This window comes from Streptococcus sp. 3109, from assembly GCF_013276905.1.
Classification (GTDB): Bacteria; Bacillota; Bacilli; order Lactobacillales; family Streptococcaceae; genus Streptococcus.
The window spans coordinates 1-18,134 of record NZ_VMLY01000026.1; the positions used below are offsets into that span (position 1 = coordinate 1).

Annotated in this window: 19 protein-coding genes; 15 read left to right on the forward strand and 4 right to left on the reverse strand. The window is 38.8% G+C overall.

Going from position 1 to position 18,134, the window contains the following annotated elements:
• Positions 1-157 precede the first annotated feature (157 nt).
• The 10 genes from HT698_RS09825 (at position 158) to HT698_RS09870 (ending at position 9,508) form a co-directional block, all read left to right on the forward strand.
• A complete protein-coding gene (locus HT698_RS09825; RefSeq protein ID WP_173218503.1) occupies positions 158-1,054 on the forward strand; it encodes an aldose 1-epimerase family protein in 897 nt (298 codons plus the stop codon).
• A 289-nt stretch (positions 1,055-1,343) separates the two neighbouring features.
• Positions 1,344-1,769: a galactose-6-phosphate isomerase subunit LacA gene (lacA, locus tag HT698_RS09830; protein ID WP_000029277.1), complete on the forward strand. Its 426-nt coding sequence runs from the start codon at positions 1,344-1,346 to the stop codon at positions 1,767-1,769.
• Positions 1,770-1,799: 30 nt separating this feature from the next.
• Positions 1,800-2,315: a galactose-6-phosphate isomerase subunit LacB gene (gene lacB, locus HT698_RS09835; RefSeq protein ID WP_001216913.1), complete on the forward strand. Its 516-nt coding sequence runs from the start codon at positions 1,800-1,802 to the stop codon at positions 2,313-2,315.
• A gap of 10 nt (positions 2,316-2,325) precedes the next feature.
• Positions 2,326-3,255, forward strand: coding sequence for a tagatose-6-phosphate kinase (locus tag HT698_RS09840; protein WP_173218505.1), 930 nt, complete (start codon positions 2,326-2,328; stop codon positions 3,253-3,255).
• 1 nt (position 3,256) lies between these two features.
• The gene (lacD, locus tag HT698_RS09845) at positions 3,257-4,237 is read left to right on the forward strand and encodes a tagatose-bisphosphate aldolase (RefSeq protein ID WP_173218507.1); all 981 of its coding nucleotides are present in this window, start codon (positions 3,257-3,259) and stop codon (positions 4,235-4,237) included.
• A gap of 348 nt (positions 4,238-4,585) precedes the next feature.
• Entirely contained in the window at positions 4,586-5,422 is an 837-nt protein-coding gene (locus tag HT698_RS09850; RefSeq protein ID WP_173218509.1) for a transcription antiterminator, read from the forward strand.
• A gap of 34 nt (positions 5,423-5,456) precedes the next feature.
• Entirely contained in the window at positions 5,457-5,774 is a 318-nt protein-coding gene (locus tag HT698_RS09855; RefSeq protein WP_100104530.1) for a PTS lactose/cellobiose transporter subunit IIA, read from the forward strand.
• A complete protein-coding gene (locus tag HT698_RS09860; protein ID WP_001037324.1) occupies positions 5,774-7,465 on the forward strand; it encodes a lactose-specific PTS transporter subunit EIIC in 1,692 nt (563 codons plus the stop codon). Before HT698_RS09855 ends, HT698_RS09860 begins: the two co-directional genes overlap by 1 nt.
• Positions 7,466-7,802: 337 nt before the next feature.
• Positions 7,803-9,209 carry a 6-phospho-beta-galactosidase gene (gene lacG, locus HT698_RS09865; RefSeq protein ID WP_000169253.1) on the forward strand — a complete coding sequence of 469 codons (1,407 nt, stop codon included), beginning with the start codon at positions 7,803-7,805 and terminating at the stop codon, positions 9,207-9,209.
• Between the two features lie 41 nt (positions 9,210-9,250).
• The gene (locus HT698_RS09870) at positions 9,251-9,508 is read left to right on the forward strand and encodes a DUF3884 family protein (protein ID WP_000471575.1); all 258 of its coding nucleotides are present in this window, start codon (positions 9,251-9,253) and stop codon (positions 9,506-9,508) included.
• 284 nt (positions 9,509-9,792) lie between these two features.
• On the opposite strand, the gene HT698_RS09875 is transcribed toward HT698_RS09870, so the two are convergent.
• Complete coding sequence (locus HT698_RS09875; protein WP_000917603.1) at positions 9,793-10,554, reverse strand: DeoR/GlpR family DNA-binding transcription regulator; 762 nt, start codon at positions 10,552-10,554, stop codon at positions 9,793-9,795.
• Between the two features lie 188 nt (positions 10,555-10,742).
• Here HT698_RS09875 and HT698_RS09880 point away from each other — a divergent pair, with 188 nt between their 5' ends.
• Positions 10,743-10,889, forward strand: coding sequence for a hypothetical protein (locus tag HT698_RS09880; protein ID WP_023933379.1), 147 nt, complete (start codon positions 10,743-10,745; stop codon positions 10,887-10,889).
• Here HT698_RS09880 and nrdF read toward each other — a convergent pair.
• The 3 genes from nrdF to nrdH all read right to left on the reverse strand — a co-directional run bounded on the left by nrdF (position 10,886) and on the right by nrdH (position 14,494).
• Positions 10,886-11,848, reverse strand: a complete 963-nt coding sequence (gene nrdF / locus HT698_RS09885; protein WP_100104525.1) for a class 1b ribonucleoside-diphosphate reductase subunit beta — start codon at positions 11,846-11,848, stop codon at positions 10,886-10,888. The genes HT698_RS09880 and nrdF overlap by 4 nt on opposite strands.
• A 187-nt stretch (positions 11,849-12,035) precedes the next feature.
• A complete protein-coding gene (gene nrdE / locus HT698_RS09890; RefSeq protein WP_173217890.1) occupies positions 12,036-14,195 on the reverse strand; it encodes a class 1b ribonucleoside-diphosphate reductase subunit alpha in 2,160 nt (719 codons plus the stop codon).
• An 80-nt stretch (positions 14,196-14,275) separates the two neighbouring features.
• Positions 14,276-14,494: a glutaredoxin-like protein NrdH gene (gene nrdH, locus HT698_RS09895; protein ID WP_000259247.1), complete on the reverse strand. Its 219-nt coding sequence runs from the start codon at positions 14,492-14,494 to the stop codon at positions 14,276-14,278.
• 350 nt (positions 14,495-14,844) lie between these two features.
• On the opposite strand from nrdH, the gene HT698_RS09900 reads away from it, so the two are divergent.
• From HT698_RS09900 to HT698_RS09915, 4 genes are all read left to right on the forward strand, one after another.
• Positions 14,845-15,108: a phosphocarrier protein HPr gene (locus HT698_RS09900; protein ID WP_000146947.1), complete on the forward strand. Its 264-nt coding sequence runs from the start codon at positions 14,845-14,847 to the stop codon at positions 15,106-15,108.
• A 5-nt stretch (positions 15,109-15,113) separates the two neighbouring features.
• On the forward strand, positions 15,114-16,847 hold the full coding sequence (gene ptsP / locus HT698_RS09905) for a phosphoenolpyruvate--protein phosphotransferase (protein WP_000138123.1): 1,734 nt from the start codon (positions 15,114-15,116) through the stop codon (positions 16,845-16,847).
• 133 nt (positions 16,848-16,980) lie between these two features.
• Positions 16,981-17,475 carry a YkgJ family cysteine cluster protein gene (locus HT698_RS09910; RefSeq protein WP_000031476.1) on the forward strand — a complete coding sequence of 165 codons (495 nt, stop codon included), beginning with the start codon at positions 16,981-16,983 and terminating at the stop codon, positions 17,473-17,475.
• Between the two features lie 57 nt (positions 17,476-17,532).
• Positions 17,533-18,072: a ClbS/DfsB family four-helix bundle protein gene (locus HT698_RS09915; RefSeq protein WP_023936905.1), complete on the forward strand. Its 540-nt coding sequence runs from the start codon at positions 17,533-17,535 to the stop codon at positions 18,070-18,072.
• The last annotated feature ends 62 nt before the right edge of the window (positions 18,073-18,134 follow it).

An 18,134-nucleotide genomic window follows, 5' to 3' on the forward strand; every position in this document is an offset into this window, starting at 1 on the left:
AAGACTGACGAAGTCAGTGACCATATCTACGGCAAGGTGACGCTGACGAAGTTTGAATTGGATTTTCGCAGAGTGTAAATTGTTGAAACTAGGTTGTCCTACCTTCTAGGAGTGACAGCCTAGTTTTTTATAAACTATCAAGAAATCGGAGAAAATAATGGTAATTGAATTAAAATCAGAACAATTAAGAGTTCAATTTAACAGTTTTGGTGGAGCTCTTTCTTCTATAAAAGATGCTGAGGGACTTGAGTATTTGTGGCAAGGGGATGCTACTTATTGGAGTGGACAAGCTCCTGTTCTCTTTCCTATTTGTGGTTCATTGAGAGAGGATACAGCCGTCTATATAGATGAGAAGGGGCAAGAAAGCAAAGGAAACATTCCTCGTCATGGTTTGGTTCGTAAGAAAGAATTTGAAGTAGTTGAACAGACAGACAAGAGTGTAACTTTTGCAATTGAAGATGACGAGAATAGCTATCAAAATTATCCTTATCATTTCCGCCTAGAGATCACTTATAGCCTTTCTCGAAAGACAGTACGAACTCAATACAAGATTTTCAATAAAGAAACTAGCAAGGTCATGCCTTACTTTATTGGTGGACATCCAGGATTTAATTGTCCTCTACTTGATGATGAGGTCTATGAAGATTACTATATAGAGTTTGAGAAAGAAGAGACTTGCTCTGTTCCACGTCCTTTCCCAGAAACAGGTATGTTGGATTTTCTAGATAGAAGTCCATGGTTAGAGGCTCAAAAAGAATTAGACCTTAGCTATGATTTGTTTAGCACAGATGCAGTTACCTTAGATGAATTGCAATCTAGGACAATTGCCCTTCGTTCTCGTAAACATGACAAAGGCTTGAAAGTGAACTTTGCAGAGTTTCCAAATCTCATCATCTGGTCAACCTTGAATAAGGGACCTTTCATTGCCTTTGAACCATGGTCTGGCTTGTCAACATCCCTTGAAGAAGGAGATCATCTAGAAGATAAGAAGAATGTTCGTCTCCTAGAACCTGGTCAAGTGGATCAAATTGGTTTTGACATCGAAATTTTTTAGATTAAAAAATAAAACACAAAAACAAACATTAACTGTTGACTTTTTTAGGAAATAGGAGTATATTATGTTTGTAAGCAACAAATGATATTTGTAACAAACAAATAACCGCTTGTTATATTCTCTTTTGAAGAGAGATTATTTCTAGGAAACTGATTTCCTAAACTTGAATAAGGTGTAAGTCATCTCATTCAATCCAATTTGTCAATAAACTGCTAGAAAGCTTTTTGTAGATGAACTGATAACTATAAAAGTCTTTACTAGCCTAGAAAAATAAAAAGGAGTATACAATATGTCTATTGTTATCGGTGCAGATGCTGCAGGTTTGAGATTGAAAGAAGTTGTGAAAGACTTCTTAGAAAAAGAAAACTTCCACGTTGTGGATGTTACAGCTGAAGGTCAAGACTTTGTTGATGTGACTCTCGCTGTTGCTGCAGAAGTAAACAAAGAAGAACAAAACCTTGGTATCGTGATTGATGCTTACGGTGCTGGTCCATTTATGGTCGCAACTAAGATTAAAGGAATGGTTGCTGCAGAAGTATCTGACGAACGTTCAGCTTATATGACTCGTGGACACAACAACTCACGTATGATCACTATGGGTGCACAACTTGTTGGTGATGAATTGGCTAAAAACATCGCTAAAGGATTTGTTAACGGTAAATACGACGGTGGTCGTCACCAGATTCGTGTCGATATGTTGAACAAAATGTGCTAATTAGATTACAGTAAGAAAGGTAAGATAAAAATGAGAATTGCAATTGGATGTGACCACATCGTAACAGATGAAAAAATGGCGGTTTCAGAATTTTTGAAATCAAAAGGATATGAAGTCATTGACTTCGGTACTTATGACCATACACGTACTCATTACCCAATCTTCGGTAAAAAAGTAGGGGAAGCTGTAACTAGCGGTCAAGCTGATCTTGGTGTATGTATCTGTGGTACTGGTGTTGGTATTAACAACGCTGTAAATAAAGTTCCTGGTGTTCGTTCTGCCTTGGTTCGTGATATGACTACAGCCCTTTATGCTAAAGAACAATTGAATGCCAACGTTATCGGTTTTGGTGGTAAGATTACTGGTGAATTGCTCATGTGTGATATCATCGAAGCTTTCATCCATGCTGAATACAAACCATCTGAAGAAAACAAAAAATTGATTGCGAAAATTGAACACGTTGAAAGTCACAATGCTCAACAAACAGACGCGAACTTCTTTACAGAATTCCTTGAAAAATGGGATCGCGGAGAATACCACGACTAAGAGGTAACCTATGATTTTAACAGTCACAATGAACCCATCCATTGATATTTCCTATCCTTTGGATGAGTTGAAGATTGATACTGTCAATCGTGTGGTGGATGTAACCAAAACGGCTGGTGGTAAGGGACTCAATGTTACCCGAGTACTTTCAGAATTTGGCGATTCTGTTCTTGCTACTGGTTTAGTGGGTGGCAAACTTGGTGAGTTTTTGGTTGAACATATCGATAATCAAGTAAAGAAAGATTTCTTCTCAATTCAGGGAGAAACTCGTAACTGTATCGCTATTCTCCACGGAGACAACCAAACAGAAGTTCTTGAAAAAGGTCCTGAAGTATTGGAACAGGAAGGTCAAGGCTTTTTGGAACATTTTAAAAATCTCCTGGAGTCAGTTGAAGTAGTAGCTATCTCAGGTAGTTTACCAGCTGGCCTTCCAGTTGATTACTATGCGAGCTTGGTAGAACTTGCTAATCAAGCTGGCAAACCTGTAGTCTTGGACTGCTCAGGTGCAGCTCTTCAGGCGGTTCTTGAATCACCACATAAACCAACAGTCATCAAACCAAATAATGAGGAATTGTCTCAGCTTCTAGGAAGAGAAGTTTCTGAGGATTTGGATGAATTAAAAGAAGTCCTTCAAGAACCTTTGTTTGCAGGTATTGAATGGATTATCGTTTCACTTGGCGCCAACGGTGCCTTTGCCAAACATGGCGACACTTTCTACAAGGTAGATATTCCTAGAATTCAGGTAGTCAACCCTGTCGGATCTGGAGATTCTACTGTGGCAGGGATTTCTTCAGGACTTCTTCATAAAGAATCGGATGCAGAATTACTCATCAAGGCAAATGTCCTTGGTATGCTCAATGCTCAAGAAAAAATGACTGGTCATGTCAACATGGCCAACTATCAAGCTCTATATGATCAATTAATAGTAAAAGAGGTATAAAATGGCTTTAACAGAACAAAAACGTGTACGCTTAGAAAAACTTTCTGATGAAAATGGTATCATCTCAGCTCTTGCCTTTGACCAACGTGGTGCTTTGAAACGTTTGATGGCTCAACACCAAACAGAAGAACCAACTGTGGCTCAAATGGAAGAACTTAAAGTCTTAGTAGCAGATGAATTGACTAAATACGCTTCATCTATGCTTCTTGACCCTGAATATGGCCTTCCAGCAACTAAAGCTCTTGATGAAAAAACAGGTCTTCTTCTTGCTTATGAAAAAACTGGTTATGACACAACAAGCACAAAACGCTTACCAGACTGTTTGGATATTTGGTCTGCAAAACGGATTAAAGAAGAAGGTGCAGATGCAGTTAAATTCTTGCTTTACTATGATGTAGATAGCGCTGACGAACTCAACCAAGAAAAACAAGCTTACATCGAACGGATTGGTTCTGAGTGTGTGGCTGAAGATATCCCATTCTTCCTTGAAATCCTTGCTTACGATGAAAAAATTGCGGATGCAGCTTCTGTAGAATACGCTAAAGTAAAACCACATAAAGTTATCGGTGCTATGAAAGTCTTCTCAGACCCACGCTTTAACATTGATGTCTTGAAAGTAGAAGTTCCTGTTAACATCAAATATGTTGAAGGATTCGCTGAAGGTGAAGTAGTTTATACACGTGAAGAAGCAGCAGCCTTCTTCAAAGCACAAGATGAAGCAACTAACCTGCCATACATCTACTTGAGTGCTGGTGTATCAGCTAAACTTTTCCAAGATACTCTTGTATTTGCCCATGAGTCAGGTGCAAACTTTAACGGAGTTCTTTGTGGCCGTGCAACATGGGCTGGATCAGTTGAAGCATACATCAAAGATGGTGAAGCAGCAGCTCGCGAATGGCTTCGCACAACTGGTTTTGAAAACATTGACGAACTCAACAAAGTTCTTCAAACAACAGCAACTTCATGGACTGAACGTGTTTAATAAACTTCTCCTAGTTTAGGAACATGAATCTAAAAAAGTTGAATGTAAAGGTTTACAAATTTATTTTTCTGTCTCCCTGTTTTTGTTTTAATTGACAAAAAAATAAAAACAGGTAATTTTGGTTGATAGATTTTAGAGCATGATTTGTAAGTTTTAGAAAAAGTTGCATGTAAAGGTTTACAAAATAACTTACTTGTGGTATACTTGAATCACAAGTTGATACAAGGTGAGTGTTACTAAGTAAGATTAGGCATGATCACAGATGAATTAGAAATCTAGCGATTTTCTGATCTCATTTGTGGTCATTTTTTATGCTCATATACCTTTAAAATATAAAAGGAGGTTGACATGTATCGAATTCTAAATCCAATGAATCACAATGTCTCGCTTGTCAGAAATGATAAGGGAGAAGAAGTGATTGTGATTGGTAAGGGGATTGCATTTGGAAAGAAGAAGGGGGATTTGATTGCTGAAAATCAGGTTGAGAAAATTTTTCGGATGAAGACCGAAGAGTCCAGAGAAAACTTTATGGCTCTTCTCAAAGATGTTCCGCTTGATTTTATCACAGTAACCTATGAAATCATTGATAAGCTTTCTAAAAAATATCATTATCCGATTCAAGAGTATCTCTATGTGACCTTGACAGATCATATTTACTGTTCTTACCAAGCTCTAGCACAAGGAAGGTACAAGGATAGTAATCTGCCAGATATTTCTGCCAAGTATCCTGTCGCTTTTCAAATCGCAAATGAAGCATTTGAATTTTACCGTCAGAAGCTAGCAGATCATTTCCCTGAAGATGAAATTATTCGGATTGCTTATCATTTCATCAATGCCGAAGGCGAGAATGAAGTGGAAGTGGTTGAGTCGATTGATAAGAGGAAAGAAATTCTCAGCAATGTTGAAGAAGTGCTAAAGGGTTATGCAATTCAACGAACCAAAGAGAATAACCATTTCTATGATCGCTTTATGATTCATTTGAATTATTTCTTGGATTATTTAGACAGATCTAGAGATGATAACCAATCACTTCTGGATATGGAAGATCATATTAAACGATCCTATCCAAAAGCCTTCGAGATTGGCTCCAAGATTTATGATGTGATTACGCAACATACGGGGCTTGATTTGTATAAGAGTGAACGAGTTTATCTAGTTCTACATATCCAACGTTTATTGTCATAAAAATTATTTAAAATTATATAAGGAGAATTCTATCATGAATAGAGAAGAAGTAACATTGTTAGGTTTTGAAATCGTAGCCTATGCTGGCGATGCTCGTTCAAAACTATTGGAAGCCTTGAAGGCTGCTGAAGCTGGTGATTTTGTAAAAGCGGATACTCTGGTAGAAGAAGCTGGTTCTTGCATTGCTGAAGCTCACCACGCTCAAACAAGTCTGTTGACTAAGGAAGCAGCTGGCGAGGATTTGGCCTATAGTGTAACCATGATGCATGGCCAAGACCACTTGATGACAACTATCTTGTTAAAAGATTTGATGCATCATTTAATTGAACTCTACAAGAGAGGAGTTAAGTAATGAATAAATTAATTGCATTTATCGAGAAAGGAAAGCCTTTCTTTGAGAAACTATCTCGTAATATCTATCTTCGTGCTATTCGTGATGGTTTCATTGCAGGTATGCCTGTTATTCTCTTCTCAAGTATTTTTATCTTGATTGCCTTTGTACCAAACTCATGGGGCTTTAAATGGTCTGATGAAGTTGTAGCCTTTCTGATGAAACCTTATAGCTATTCTATGGGTATTCTGGCTCTCTTGGTAGCTGGTACAACAGCTAAATCTTTGACCGACTCAGTAAACCGTAGTATGGAGAAAACCAATCAAATCAACTATATGTCAACACTGTTAGCAGCAATTGTTGGTTTGTTGATGTTGGCAGCTGATCCTATCGAAAATGGTCTAGCTACTGGATTCTTGGGGACAAAAGGTTTGCTTTCAGCCTTCCTTGCTGCCTTTGTTACCGTAGCCATCTATAAGGTTTGTGTTAAGAACAACGTCACTATTCGAATGCCTGACGAAGTTCCGCCAAATATCTCCCAAGTATTTAAAGATGTGATTCCATTCACTCTATCTGTTGTTTCTCTTTATGCTCTTGACTTATTAGCACGTCATTTTGTTGGTGCAAGCGTAGCTGAATCAATCGGTAAATTCTTTGCTCCACTCTTCTCTGCTGCTGATGGTTATCTTGGTATTACCATTATCTTTGGTGCCTTTGCCTTCTTCTGGTTTGTTGGTATCCATGGTCCATCTATCGTTGAGCCAGCTATCGCAGCTATTACCTATGCCAATGCCGAAGTCAACTTGAACCTTCTCCAACAAGGTATGCACGCTGACAAGATTCTTACTTCTGGTACACAAATGTTTATCGTTACCATGGGTGGTACTGGTGCGACACTGGTTGTTCCTTTCATGTTCATGTGGTTAACAAAATCGAAACGTAACCGTGCAATCGGTCGTGCGTCTGTTGTTCCAACCTTCTTTGGTGTCAACGAACCAATCTTGTTTGGTGCACCTCTTGTATTGAACCCAATCTTCTTCATTCCATTTATCTTTGCTCCAATCGCAAACGTTTGGATCTTCAAATTCTTTATTGAAACACTTGGAATGAACTCATTTACTGCTAATCTACCATGGACAACTCCAGCTCCACTAGGTCTAGTTCTTGGTACGAACTTCCAAGTTCTATCATTCATTCTTGCTGCCCTTCTAATCGTGGTTGACGTAGTCATTTACTATCCATTCCTTAAAGTATATGATGAACAAATTCTTGAAGAAGAGCGTTCAGGTAAATCTAATGATGAATTGAAAGAAAAAGTTGCCGCAAACTTCAACACTGCAAAAGCAGATGCTATTCTTGAAAAAGCTGGTGTAGAAGCAGCACAAAATACAATCACTGAAGAAACAAATGTCCTCGTTCTCTGTGCAGGTGGAGGGACAAGTGGACTTCTTGCGAATGCTTTGAATAAGGCAGCTGCAGAATACAATGTTCCTGTGAAAGCAGCAGCAGGTGGCTATGGTGCTCACCGTGAAATGTTGCCAGAGTTTGATCTTGTTATCCTTGCCCCTCAAGTTGCTTCAAACTTTGAAGACATGAAAGCAGAAACAGATAAGCTCGGTATTAAACTAGCGAAAACAGAAGGCGCTCAATACATCAAATTAACTCGTGATGGAAAAGGTGCTCTTGCATTCGTACAAGCTCAATTCGATTAACGATAGGGACTGTGAAACAGTCTCCTATCGTTACGGCAATCGCTATGGCGAATTTCCTAATCGCCTTGTTAATTCGTCGGTAAAAAGCTATCGTTTTTACCTCCTCATGTCACAATTCGATTAATAATAGGGACTATGAAATAGTCTCCTATCGTTACGGCAATCGCTATGGCAAATTTCCTAATCGCCTTATTAATTCGTCGGTAAAAGCTATCGTTTTTACCTCCTCATGTTACAATTCGGTGACTTGGTACAAGAAGTGAGATGGAGAAGGATGGCTCACTGACTCCTCTCCTCTCACTTTTACTTTATTTAAATCAAGAAATAGGTGAAAAAAATGACAAAAACATTACCAAAAGACTTTATTTTCGGTGGCGCAACAGCTGCCTATCAAGCAGAAGGTGCTACACATACTGATGGTAAAGGACCAGTTGCGTGGGATAAGTATCTTGAAGATAACTACTGGTACACTGCCGAACCAGCCAGTGATTTTTACAATCGATACCCAGTTGACCTCAAGCTAGCAGAAGAGTATGGTGTCAATGGTATTCGAATTTCTATTGCCTGGTCACGTATTTTCCCGACTGGTTACGGTCAAGTAAATGCTAAAGGTGTTGAATTTTATCATAATCTATTTGCAGAGTGTCACAAACGTCATGTTGAGCCTTTTGTAACTCTTCATCACTTTGATACGCCAGAAGCTCTCCACTCAAATGGAGACTTCTTAAACCGTGAAAATATTGAACACTTTGTAGACTACGCTGCCTTCTGTTTTGAAGAATTCCCAGAAGTAAACTATTGGACAACCTTTAATGAAATTGGGCCAATTGGTGATGGTCAATACTTGGTTGGAAAATTCCCTCCAGGTATTCAGTACGACCTTGCCAAAGTTTTCCAATCGCACCACAATATGATGGTTTCTCATGCGCGTGCAGTTAAGCTATATAAAGATAAAGGTTATAAAGGTGAAATTGGTGTTGTTCACGCACTGCCAACCAAGTATCCTTTAGATCCTAAAAATCCAGCAGATGTTCGTGCAGCTGAGTTGGAAGATATCATCCACAATAAATTTATCTTGGATGCAACTTATCTAGGTCACTATTCAGCTGAAACGATGGAAGGCGTCAACCATATCTTATCAGTCAATGGTGGTAGCTTGGATCTTCGTGAAGAAGATTTCACAGCATTAGAAGCTGCGAAAGACTTGAATGATTTTCTAGGCATCAACTATTATATGAGTGACTGGATGGAAGCCTTTGATGGAGAAACTGAAATTATCCATAATGGTAAGGGTGAGAAAGGAAGCTCTAAATACCAAATCAAAGGTGTTGGTCGTCGTGTAGCTCCTGACTATGTACCACGTACGGATTGGGATTGGATTATCTACCCTCAAGGTTTGTATGACCAAATCATGCGCGTGAAGAAAGATTATCCGAACTATAAGAAGATTTACATCACTGAAAATGGACTTGGTTATAAAGATGAGTTTGTAGACAATACTGTTTATGATGATGGCCGTATTGATTATGTCAAACAACACTTAGAGGTCTTATCTGATGCGATTGCTGATGGTGCAAACGTCAAAGGATACTTCATCTGGTCATTGATGGACGTCTTCTCATGGTCAAACGGTTATGAAAAACGTTACGGTCTCTTCTATGTAGACTTTGAAACTCAAGAACGTTATCCTAAGAAATCAGCTCACTGGTACAAGAAAGTAGCAGAAAGTCAGATTATAGACTAGTAGAATGAGTAATTAGATATAGAATTCTAGTGAGGCAAAAGATGTTCAAAGATTTTATCCAATCTATTTATGAAAAAGTTTATATTATCAATTTTGATAAATGTTTTCAAATACCTTGTTTGACTAATGAGGAGCTGAAAAATTTTGGGAAATGGTATGTCTCTACCGGTAAAGAATGGATTTGCCATTCAGACTATGAGCTGGAAGAATTTAAAAATATCTTTTTAAATTTTATCAGTCCTGAAGAACGGGATAATATCTCCTTTGATTCAGATTTTATGCCGTTTCAACAATCGTAACCAATTTCCAAAAAAGTTAAATCTTATATTTAGTACGCTGCAAAACTCTTATCTAATCACGTTGCTTATACTCAATGAAAATCAAAGAGCAACTTTAAACTAGGAAGCGAGTCGCAGGTTTCTCAATGCATAGCTTTGAGGTTGCAGATAAAGCAATTGGGCAAAAAGTCTTTAACGTAGAAAAACGCATAATATCAGGTGTTGAAAAACCTTGATACTATGCGTTTTATTGTGGGAAGATTTACTTCTGAAATTGAGTTTTTCCCACAGGATCTTTCAGTTTATTAAGGCTTGATGACTTTAGTAAGTTTAGATAGCTCAAAAAGGATTGAATCACTTAGTTTAGAATCTGAAACAATAGTATCAAGATTTGATACATTATAAAAAGTATAAAAATCAAACTTATTGAACTTACTATGATCTGCGAGCAAATATTTTTTATTAGAATTATTTAAAGCGATGCGTTGAGCCTCTCCCTCTTCCTCGCTAAAAGTAGCTAGAGCTCCGTTTTGAATACCATTACAGCTAACGAAAGCTTTGGAAAATTGGAGATTAGAGAGATTTTGTAGGGTCAATGTGCCAACAAAAGCACCTGTAATATCGCGATAATTTCCACCTATCAAAATCAAATCTGTTAATTTTCGTTCGCTTAAAATCAGAAAAACAGGTAGACTGTTGGTCACGACGCGGATATTGTCAATAGGCAATTCGCGCGCAAAAAATTCTAATGTTGTTCCTGGTCCAATGAAAATAGTTTCTCTTTCTTCTACTAGACTGCCTGCAAAACGGGCTATTTCTTGTTTTTCTGCCGTTTGGAGGGCTTGTTTTTCAATATTTGATCGCTCATTAGTCAAAAGGGAGTTGGTTCGAAGTTTTTCAGCTCCACCATGCACACGAATCAGTAAATCTTTATCAGCTAATTCCTGTAAATAGCGTCTTGCAGTCATATCTGAAACGGCTATTTCGTCCATAATCTGTTTAACCGTTATGGTTCCTTTACTATTTACTATCTCTAAAATTTTGGTTAATTTTTCTTGCTTGAGCATATTATCACCTCGTTTCCTACTACTATCTTACCATAAACTAGCTCATCATTCAAATACAAAAACAACAAAATAAAACAAAAACAAAAATATCGAGGTTTGTTTTCAAAACTTCGATATTTTATTAGATTATTATTTTGTTGTTTCAAGTTTACTTTTTGATAGTTAAGAGTGGTGGAGAATTATACTCAATGAAAATCAAAGAGCAAACTAGGAAGCTAGCCGTAGGTTGCTCAAAACACAGTTTTGAGGTTGTAGATAAGACTGACGAAGTCAGTGAGCATATCTACGGCAAGGCGAAGCTGACGTGGTTTGAAGAGATTTTCGAAGAGTATTAGTCCAAACCGTAGTTGTAGTCATCATCTTGCATGGCTTCAACTTCACCAAGGAGGTAACCATTTCCGACTTGAGAGAAGAAGTCGTGGTTAGATGTCCCTGTTGAAATACCGTTCATAACGATTGGGTTCACATCATCTGCTGAATCTGGGAAGAGTGGATCTTGTCCCAGGTTCATGAGAGCCTTGTTAGCATTGTAGCGAAGGAAGGTTTTGACTTCTTCCGTCCAACCAACACCGTCATAGAGGCTCTCTGTGTAGCCTTCTTCATTTTCATAAAGAGTATAGAGTAAGTCGTACATCCATTCTTTTAGCTTTTCTTGCTCTTCTTCAGGTAATTCATTGAAACCAAGTTGGAATTTGTAACCAATGTAGGTTCCGTGAACAGACTCGTCACGAATAATCAATTTAATGATTTCTGCAACGTTGGCTAGTTTGTTGTTACCGAGATAGTAGAGGGGAGTGAAGAAACCAGAGTAGAAGAGGAAGGTTTCGAGGAAGACGCTGGCAACTTTCTTTTCAAGTGGGCTACCGTTGAGGTAGATTTCGTTGACAATCTCAGCCTTCTTTTGTAGGTAAGGATTGGTATTGGTCCATTCGAAAATTTCTTCAATCTCAGCCTTAGTATTTAAGGTAGAAAAGATTGAAGAGTAAGATTTAGCGTGAACAGATTCCATAAATTGGATGTTATTGAAAACAGCTTCCTCATGTGGTGTACGGATGTCTGCGCGAAGGGCTTCAACCCCAGTTTCAGATTGCATGGTGTCCAGAAGGGTTAAACCACCAAAGACTTTTCCGACCAAGTCTTTCTCTTTGTTAGATAGCTTTCTCCAGTCATCCAAGTCATTTGACAAGGGAATACGTGTATCGAGCCAGAATTGCTCCGTCAGTTTTTCCCAAGTTGATTTGTCGATGACATCTTCGATGGCATTCCAGTTAATGGCTTTGTAGTAAGTTTCCATTTAAAATCTCTTTCTGTGTTTAGTATTGCGAACTCACAATTATTTCTACTTTACCATAATTCTATAGGAGTATCGCACAAAAAGTCGGAAGCCCGACTTTTAAAATGTTACATAAATTATGTTATGACCTAGTAGATTTGATTTTATCAGTGCTGCTTAGGGAAAAATAGTGTTTCTATGCTAGAAACTAAATTACACAGCTTTCACATTGGTTAGCACCGACTTCTCCACCGTCATCTGTAAAGGTACGGACGTAGTAGATAGACTTGATTCCCTTGTTAAAGGCATAGTTACGAAGGATGGACAAGTCACGTGTCGTTTGTTTATTTTCCCTCTTCCATTCGTAAAGGCCTTTTGGAATGTCACTACGCATGAAGAGGGTGAGTGAAAGTCCTTGATCCACGTGTTCAGTCGCAGCAGCGTAAACATCGATGACTTTACGCATATCCATATCGTAGGCAGAAGTGTAGTAAGGAATGGTTTCTGTAGACAAGCCAGCAGCAGGGTAGTAGATTTTACCAATTTTCTTCTCTTGGCGTTCTTCGATACGTTGCGTAATCGGGTGGATAGAAGCAGAAACGTCGTTGATATAGCTGATAGAACCATTTGGCGCTACAGCAAGGCGGTTTTGGTGGTAAAGACCATCTGCTTGAACCTTGTCGCGAAGTTCAGCCCAGTCAGCAGCACTTGGAATAAAGACATCTTTGAAGAGTTCTTTAACACGGTCTGATTTTGGAACAAACTCGCCAGTTATATACTTATCAAAGTAGCTTCCCTTAGCATAGTCTGATTTTTCAAAGTTATGGAAGGTAATACCACGTTCACGCGCGATATTGTTTGACTCAACCAAGGTCCAGTAGTTCATAAGCATAAAGTAGATGCTTGTAAACTCAATAGACTCAGGCGATCCATATTCAATCAATTGTTGGGCAAGGTAGCTGTGAAGTCCCATAGCACCAAGACCAAAAGTATGAGCTTGGCTATTTCCATAGTCAATCGTAGGTACAGCCACGATGTGTGAACTATCTGTAACGAAAGTAAGGGAACGAACCATAGCACGGATAGAACGACCAAAGTCAGGTGAGGTCATCATGTTGACCACGTTGGTTGAACCAAGGTTACATGAAACATCTGTTCCCATTTGAAGGAATTCTTGAGCATCGTTGATCAAGCTTGGTTCTTGGACTTGAAGAATCTCAGAACACAAGTTACTCATGATAATCTTTCCATCAACAGGATTTGCACGGTTAGCCGTATCAATATTGACTACATAAGGATAACCAGACTCCTGTTGCAATTTAGAGATTTCAGTTTCCAAATCACGCGCCTTGATTTTTGTCTTGCGAATATTTGGATTTGCGACCAATTCATCGTATTTTTCAGTAATGTCGATGTAGTTGAAAGGTACACCATACTCTTTTTCGACAGAGTAAGGGCTGAAGAGGTACATTTCTTCATTTTTACGCGCCAATTCGTAGAATTTATCTGGTACTACAACACCAAGTGATAGGGTTTTGACACGAACTTTTTCATCGGCATTTTCTTTCTTAGTTGAAAGGAAGGCGATGATATCTGGGTGAAAGACATTGAGGTAAACAACACCGGCACCTTGACGTTGACCTAATTGGTTTGAGTAAGAGAAGCTATCTTCGAAAAGCTTCATAACAGGAACGACACCTGAAGCAGCTCCTTCATACCCCTTGATAGGAGCTCCAGCTTCACGAAGGTTGCTGAGGGTAATTCCCACACCACCACCAATACGTGAAAGTTGAAGAGCTGAGTTGATAGAACGTCCGATAGAGTTCATATCATCTGTCACTTGGATTAGGAAACAAGATACCAACTCCCCACGACGAGCACGTCCAGCATTCAAGAAGGAAGGAGTAGCAGGTTGGTAGCGTTGGTGGATGATTTCATTGGCAATATCGATTGCAACAGATTCATTGCCATCAGCGAAATAAAGGGCGTTAAAGAAGACACGGTCTTCCATACTTTCAAGATAATATTCACCGTCGTTAGTCTTTAAGGCATATTGATTGTAAAATTTATAAGCTGCCATGAATGACTTGAATTGGAAGTTTTGGTCTTTGATAAATTGAGCCAATTCTTCCAAGAACTCTGGACGGTATTTCTTGATAAAAGCTGTTTCGATGTAGTTGTGTTCAATGAGGTAGTTGATTTTATCAGTAATTGAATCAAAAACCATAGTGTTTGGAACGACATTTTCGTTAAAGAAGGCATCCAAGGCTTCCTTATCTTTATGAAGCATGATTTGTCCATTAACAGGACGGTTGATTTCGTTATTGAGACGGAAGTAAGTCACGTCCTCAAGATGTTTTAATCCCATAAAATTTCCCTTATCTAATTACAAAAGAAAGGCCTCTAAGTTCGCCCTAGAAGCAGTTTCTTCTGGATGATGTACTAAGATTATGCTAATTGTTTCAGTTTTCCTGGTTGGAAACCTGAAAAGACTTCAGTTGGTGTTTGGATAACAGGAGCTGCGCTAAAACCGAGCTCTTTAACTTGATCGATATACTCAGGTTGCTCATCAAGATTGATTTCACGATAAGAGACATTATTACTGTCCAAGAAACGCTTGGTCATTTTACATTGGACACAATTGTTTTTAGAATAAACGGTTACCATTGTGTAACTCCTCTTCAAAATTTAATACTATCTTAGTATATCAGAAAATAAAATTTTGTCAATGATTTGAACTAAATATAGTGGTCAATTTTTCTACTTAAGCTCACAAAACACAATATGTAGTGTTTGCTTTATAAAACAGCAATGATTATCGTATAAATCGTTTTTAAAGAAACTATATCCTGTGTTTTGTTATCTAGGATAGAAGATTTTCAGCAAGTTATCTGAAAAGAAATTGAAGGAAAATCCAGAAAATGCTTGAAAAAAATCCTAGAAGATGGTATAATACCAAATTGTAAGGGTTATCACATATAACTCAAAAAAAGAAAGAACAAAAGGAGAGTCAAACTATGGCTTCTAAAGATTTCCACGTAGTGGCAGAAACAGGTATTCACGCACGTCCAGCAACATTGTTGGTACAAACTGCTAGCAAATTTGCTTCAGATATCACTCTTGAGTACAAAGGTAAATCAGTTAACCTTAAATCAATTATGGGTGTTATGAGTCTTGGTGTTGGCCAAGGTGCTGACGTAACTATCTCAGCTGAAGGTGCAGATGCAGATGACGCTATCGCTGCAATCTCAGAAACAATGGAAAAAGAAGGATTGGCATAAGGGAAATGACAGAAATGCTTAAAGGAATCGCAGCATCTGACGGTGTTGCAGTTGCAAAAGCATATCTACTCGTTCAACCGGATTTGTCATTCGAGACTATTTCAGTCGAAGATACAAACGCAGAAGAGGCTCGTTTGGATGTTGCTCTTGAAGCTTCTCAAAACGAGCTTTCTCTTATCCGCGAGAAAGCTGTAGGTACGCTTGGTGAAGAAGCGGCTCAAGTTTTTGACGCTCATTTGATGGTTCTTTCTGACCCAGAATTGATTGGTCAGATTAAAGAAACAATTCGTGCTAAGAAAGTCAACGCAGAAGCAGGTCTTAAAGAAGTGACTGACATGTTCATCACGATCTTTGAAGGTATGGAAGACAACCCATACATGCAAGAACGTGCAGCGGATATCCGCGACGTGACAAAACGTGTATTGGCAAACCTTCTTGGTAAGAAATTGCCAAACCCAGCTTCTATCAATGAAGAAGTAATTGTGATTGCGCATGACTTGACACCATCTGATACAGCTCAATTGGACAAAAACTTTGTAAAAGCTTTTGTAACAAACATCGGTGGACGTACAAGCCACTCAGCTATCATGGCACGTACACTTGAAATTGCAGCTGTATTGGGAACAAATAATATCACTGAAGTAGTGAAAGACGGTGATATCCTTGCCGTTAACGGAATTACTGGTGAAGTGATTATCAACCCAACAGATGAACAAGCGGCAGAATTTAAAGCAGCTGGTGAAGCTTATGCTAAACAAAAAGCTGAATGGGCACTTTTGAAAGATGCTCAAACAGTGACTGCTGACGGTAAACACTTCGAGTTGGCCGCTAATATCGGTACTCCAAAAGACGTTGAAGGTGTTAACAACAACGGTGCTGAAGCTGTTGGACTTTACCGTACAGAGTTCTTGTACATGGATTCTCAAGACTTCCCAACAGAAGACGAGCAGTATGAAGCATACAAAGCTGTTCTTGAAGGAATGAATGGTAAACCAGTGGTTGTTCGCACGATGGATATCGGTGGGGATAAGGAACTTCCTTACTTCGATATGCCACATGAAATGAACCCATTCCTTGGATTCCGTGCCCTTCGTATCTCTATTTCTGAAACTGGAGATGCAATGTTCCGTACACAAATCCGTGCCCTTCTTCGTGCTTCTGTTCATGGTCAGTTACGTATCATGTTCCCAATGGTTGCCCTTTTGAAAGAATTCCGTGCGGCTAAAGCAGTTTATGAAGAAGAAAAAGCAAACCTTCTTGCTGAAGGTGTTGCAGTTGCGGATGATATCCAAGTTGGTATCATGATTGAAATCCCTGCAGCAGCCATGCTTGCAGACCAATTTGCTAAAGAAGTAGACTTCATGTCAATTGGTACAAACGACTTGATCCAATACTCAATGGCAGCAGACCGTATGAACGAGCAAGTTTCATACCTTTACCAACCATATAACCCATCAATCCTTCGCTTGATCAACAACGTTATCAAGGCAGCTCACGCTGAAGGTAAATGGGCTGGTATGTGTGGTGAGATGGCTGGTGACCAAAAAGCTGTTCCACTTCTTGTCGGAATGGGCTTGGATGAATTCTCTATGTCAGCAACATCTGTACTTCGTACACGTAGCTTGATGAAGAAATTGGACACTGCTAAGATGGAAGAGTACGCTAACCGTGCCCTTACAGAGTGTTCAACAATGGAAGAAGTCCTTGAACTTCAAAAAGAATACGTTAACTTCGATTAATGTGATTAACCTTGTAACCTAGTTGCAAGGTTTTTTGCTACATTTTGGAAAAGTATAGTCCTATAAAGTCCACTTTTCAATGGTTCAGAGGCATGGTATAATAGGGGAAAGTAATTAGAATAAGAGAGAAACCATGTCTAAAGAAATTGATATTGAGTATTACCACCAATTAGCTTTGCAAAAGCAGAAGGAACATCGCAAAGTTTTAGCCAATCTAAAGAAAAAACCTCCTAAAAACCTAGACAAGATTGCCCAGCAGATTCACCAAGAAGTTTTTGCTGAGATTGATTGTACTGCCTGTGCTAACTGTTGTAAGACTTTGGGACCCGACTTTAAAGAAGCGGATATTACACGAATTGCCAAGTATTTTAAGATGAAATTACCAGCTTTTGAAGCGGAGTTTCTGCAGGTAGATGAAGATGGAGATAAGGTTTTCAAATCCATGCCCTGCCCATTTTTAGGAGGAGATAACCTTTGTTCTATCTATGACGTTCGTCCAAAGGCCTGTCGTGAATTCCCTCATACTGACCGCAAAAAGATCCATCAAATCAATCATTTGACGATTAAGAATACCTTGACCTGTCCAGCAGCCTATCTCTTTGTTGAGAAATTAAAGGATAAGTTGTAGAGATTTAAAGGATAAAAAATCTCTAATAATAACTAGTAATATGAAGGGAGTACTCCTGTGCCTAGACCGAAAACAAAAGAGGATCTAATGCTGGCCTCTAAGGAAAACTATGAAAAGCTCAATCGTTTCATCTCCCAACTAAGTGAAGATGAGCTACAGACTCCATTTGATTTTTCAAGAGACCCAAAGAAAAAAGAAGCTCACTGGAAAAGGGATAAAAATCTACGGGATGTCTTGATCCATCTTTATGAATGGCATCAGTTGCTTTTGACTTGGGTTTATTCTAATCAAAAAGGTAACGAAAGACCTTTTCTCCCTGAACCTTATAATTGGAAAACTTATCGAGAAATGAATGTCGCTTTTTGGAAGAAGCACCAGAAAACCTCCTTAGAAGAAGCGACTAGACTCCTAGAACAATCACATAGGGAGGTTTTAGAGTTGATAGAAGTTTTTAGCAATGACGAACTCTTTACCAAAGGTGTCTATAAGTGGACGGGTGGGACAAGTCTAGGTTCCTACTTTGTTAGTAGCACGTCAAGCCACTATGATTGGGCTCTGAAAAAACTCAAAGCTCATCGGAAGAATTGTAAGGGATAGATGGACTTTTTGAAATTGCAAGAATGAGTTCTTTTAAACGTAATACTCTTCGAAAATCAAAT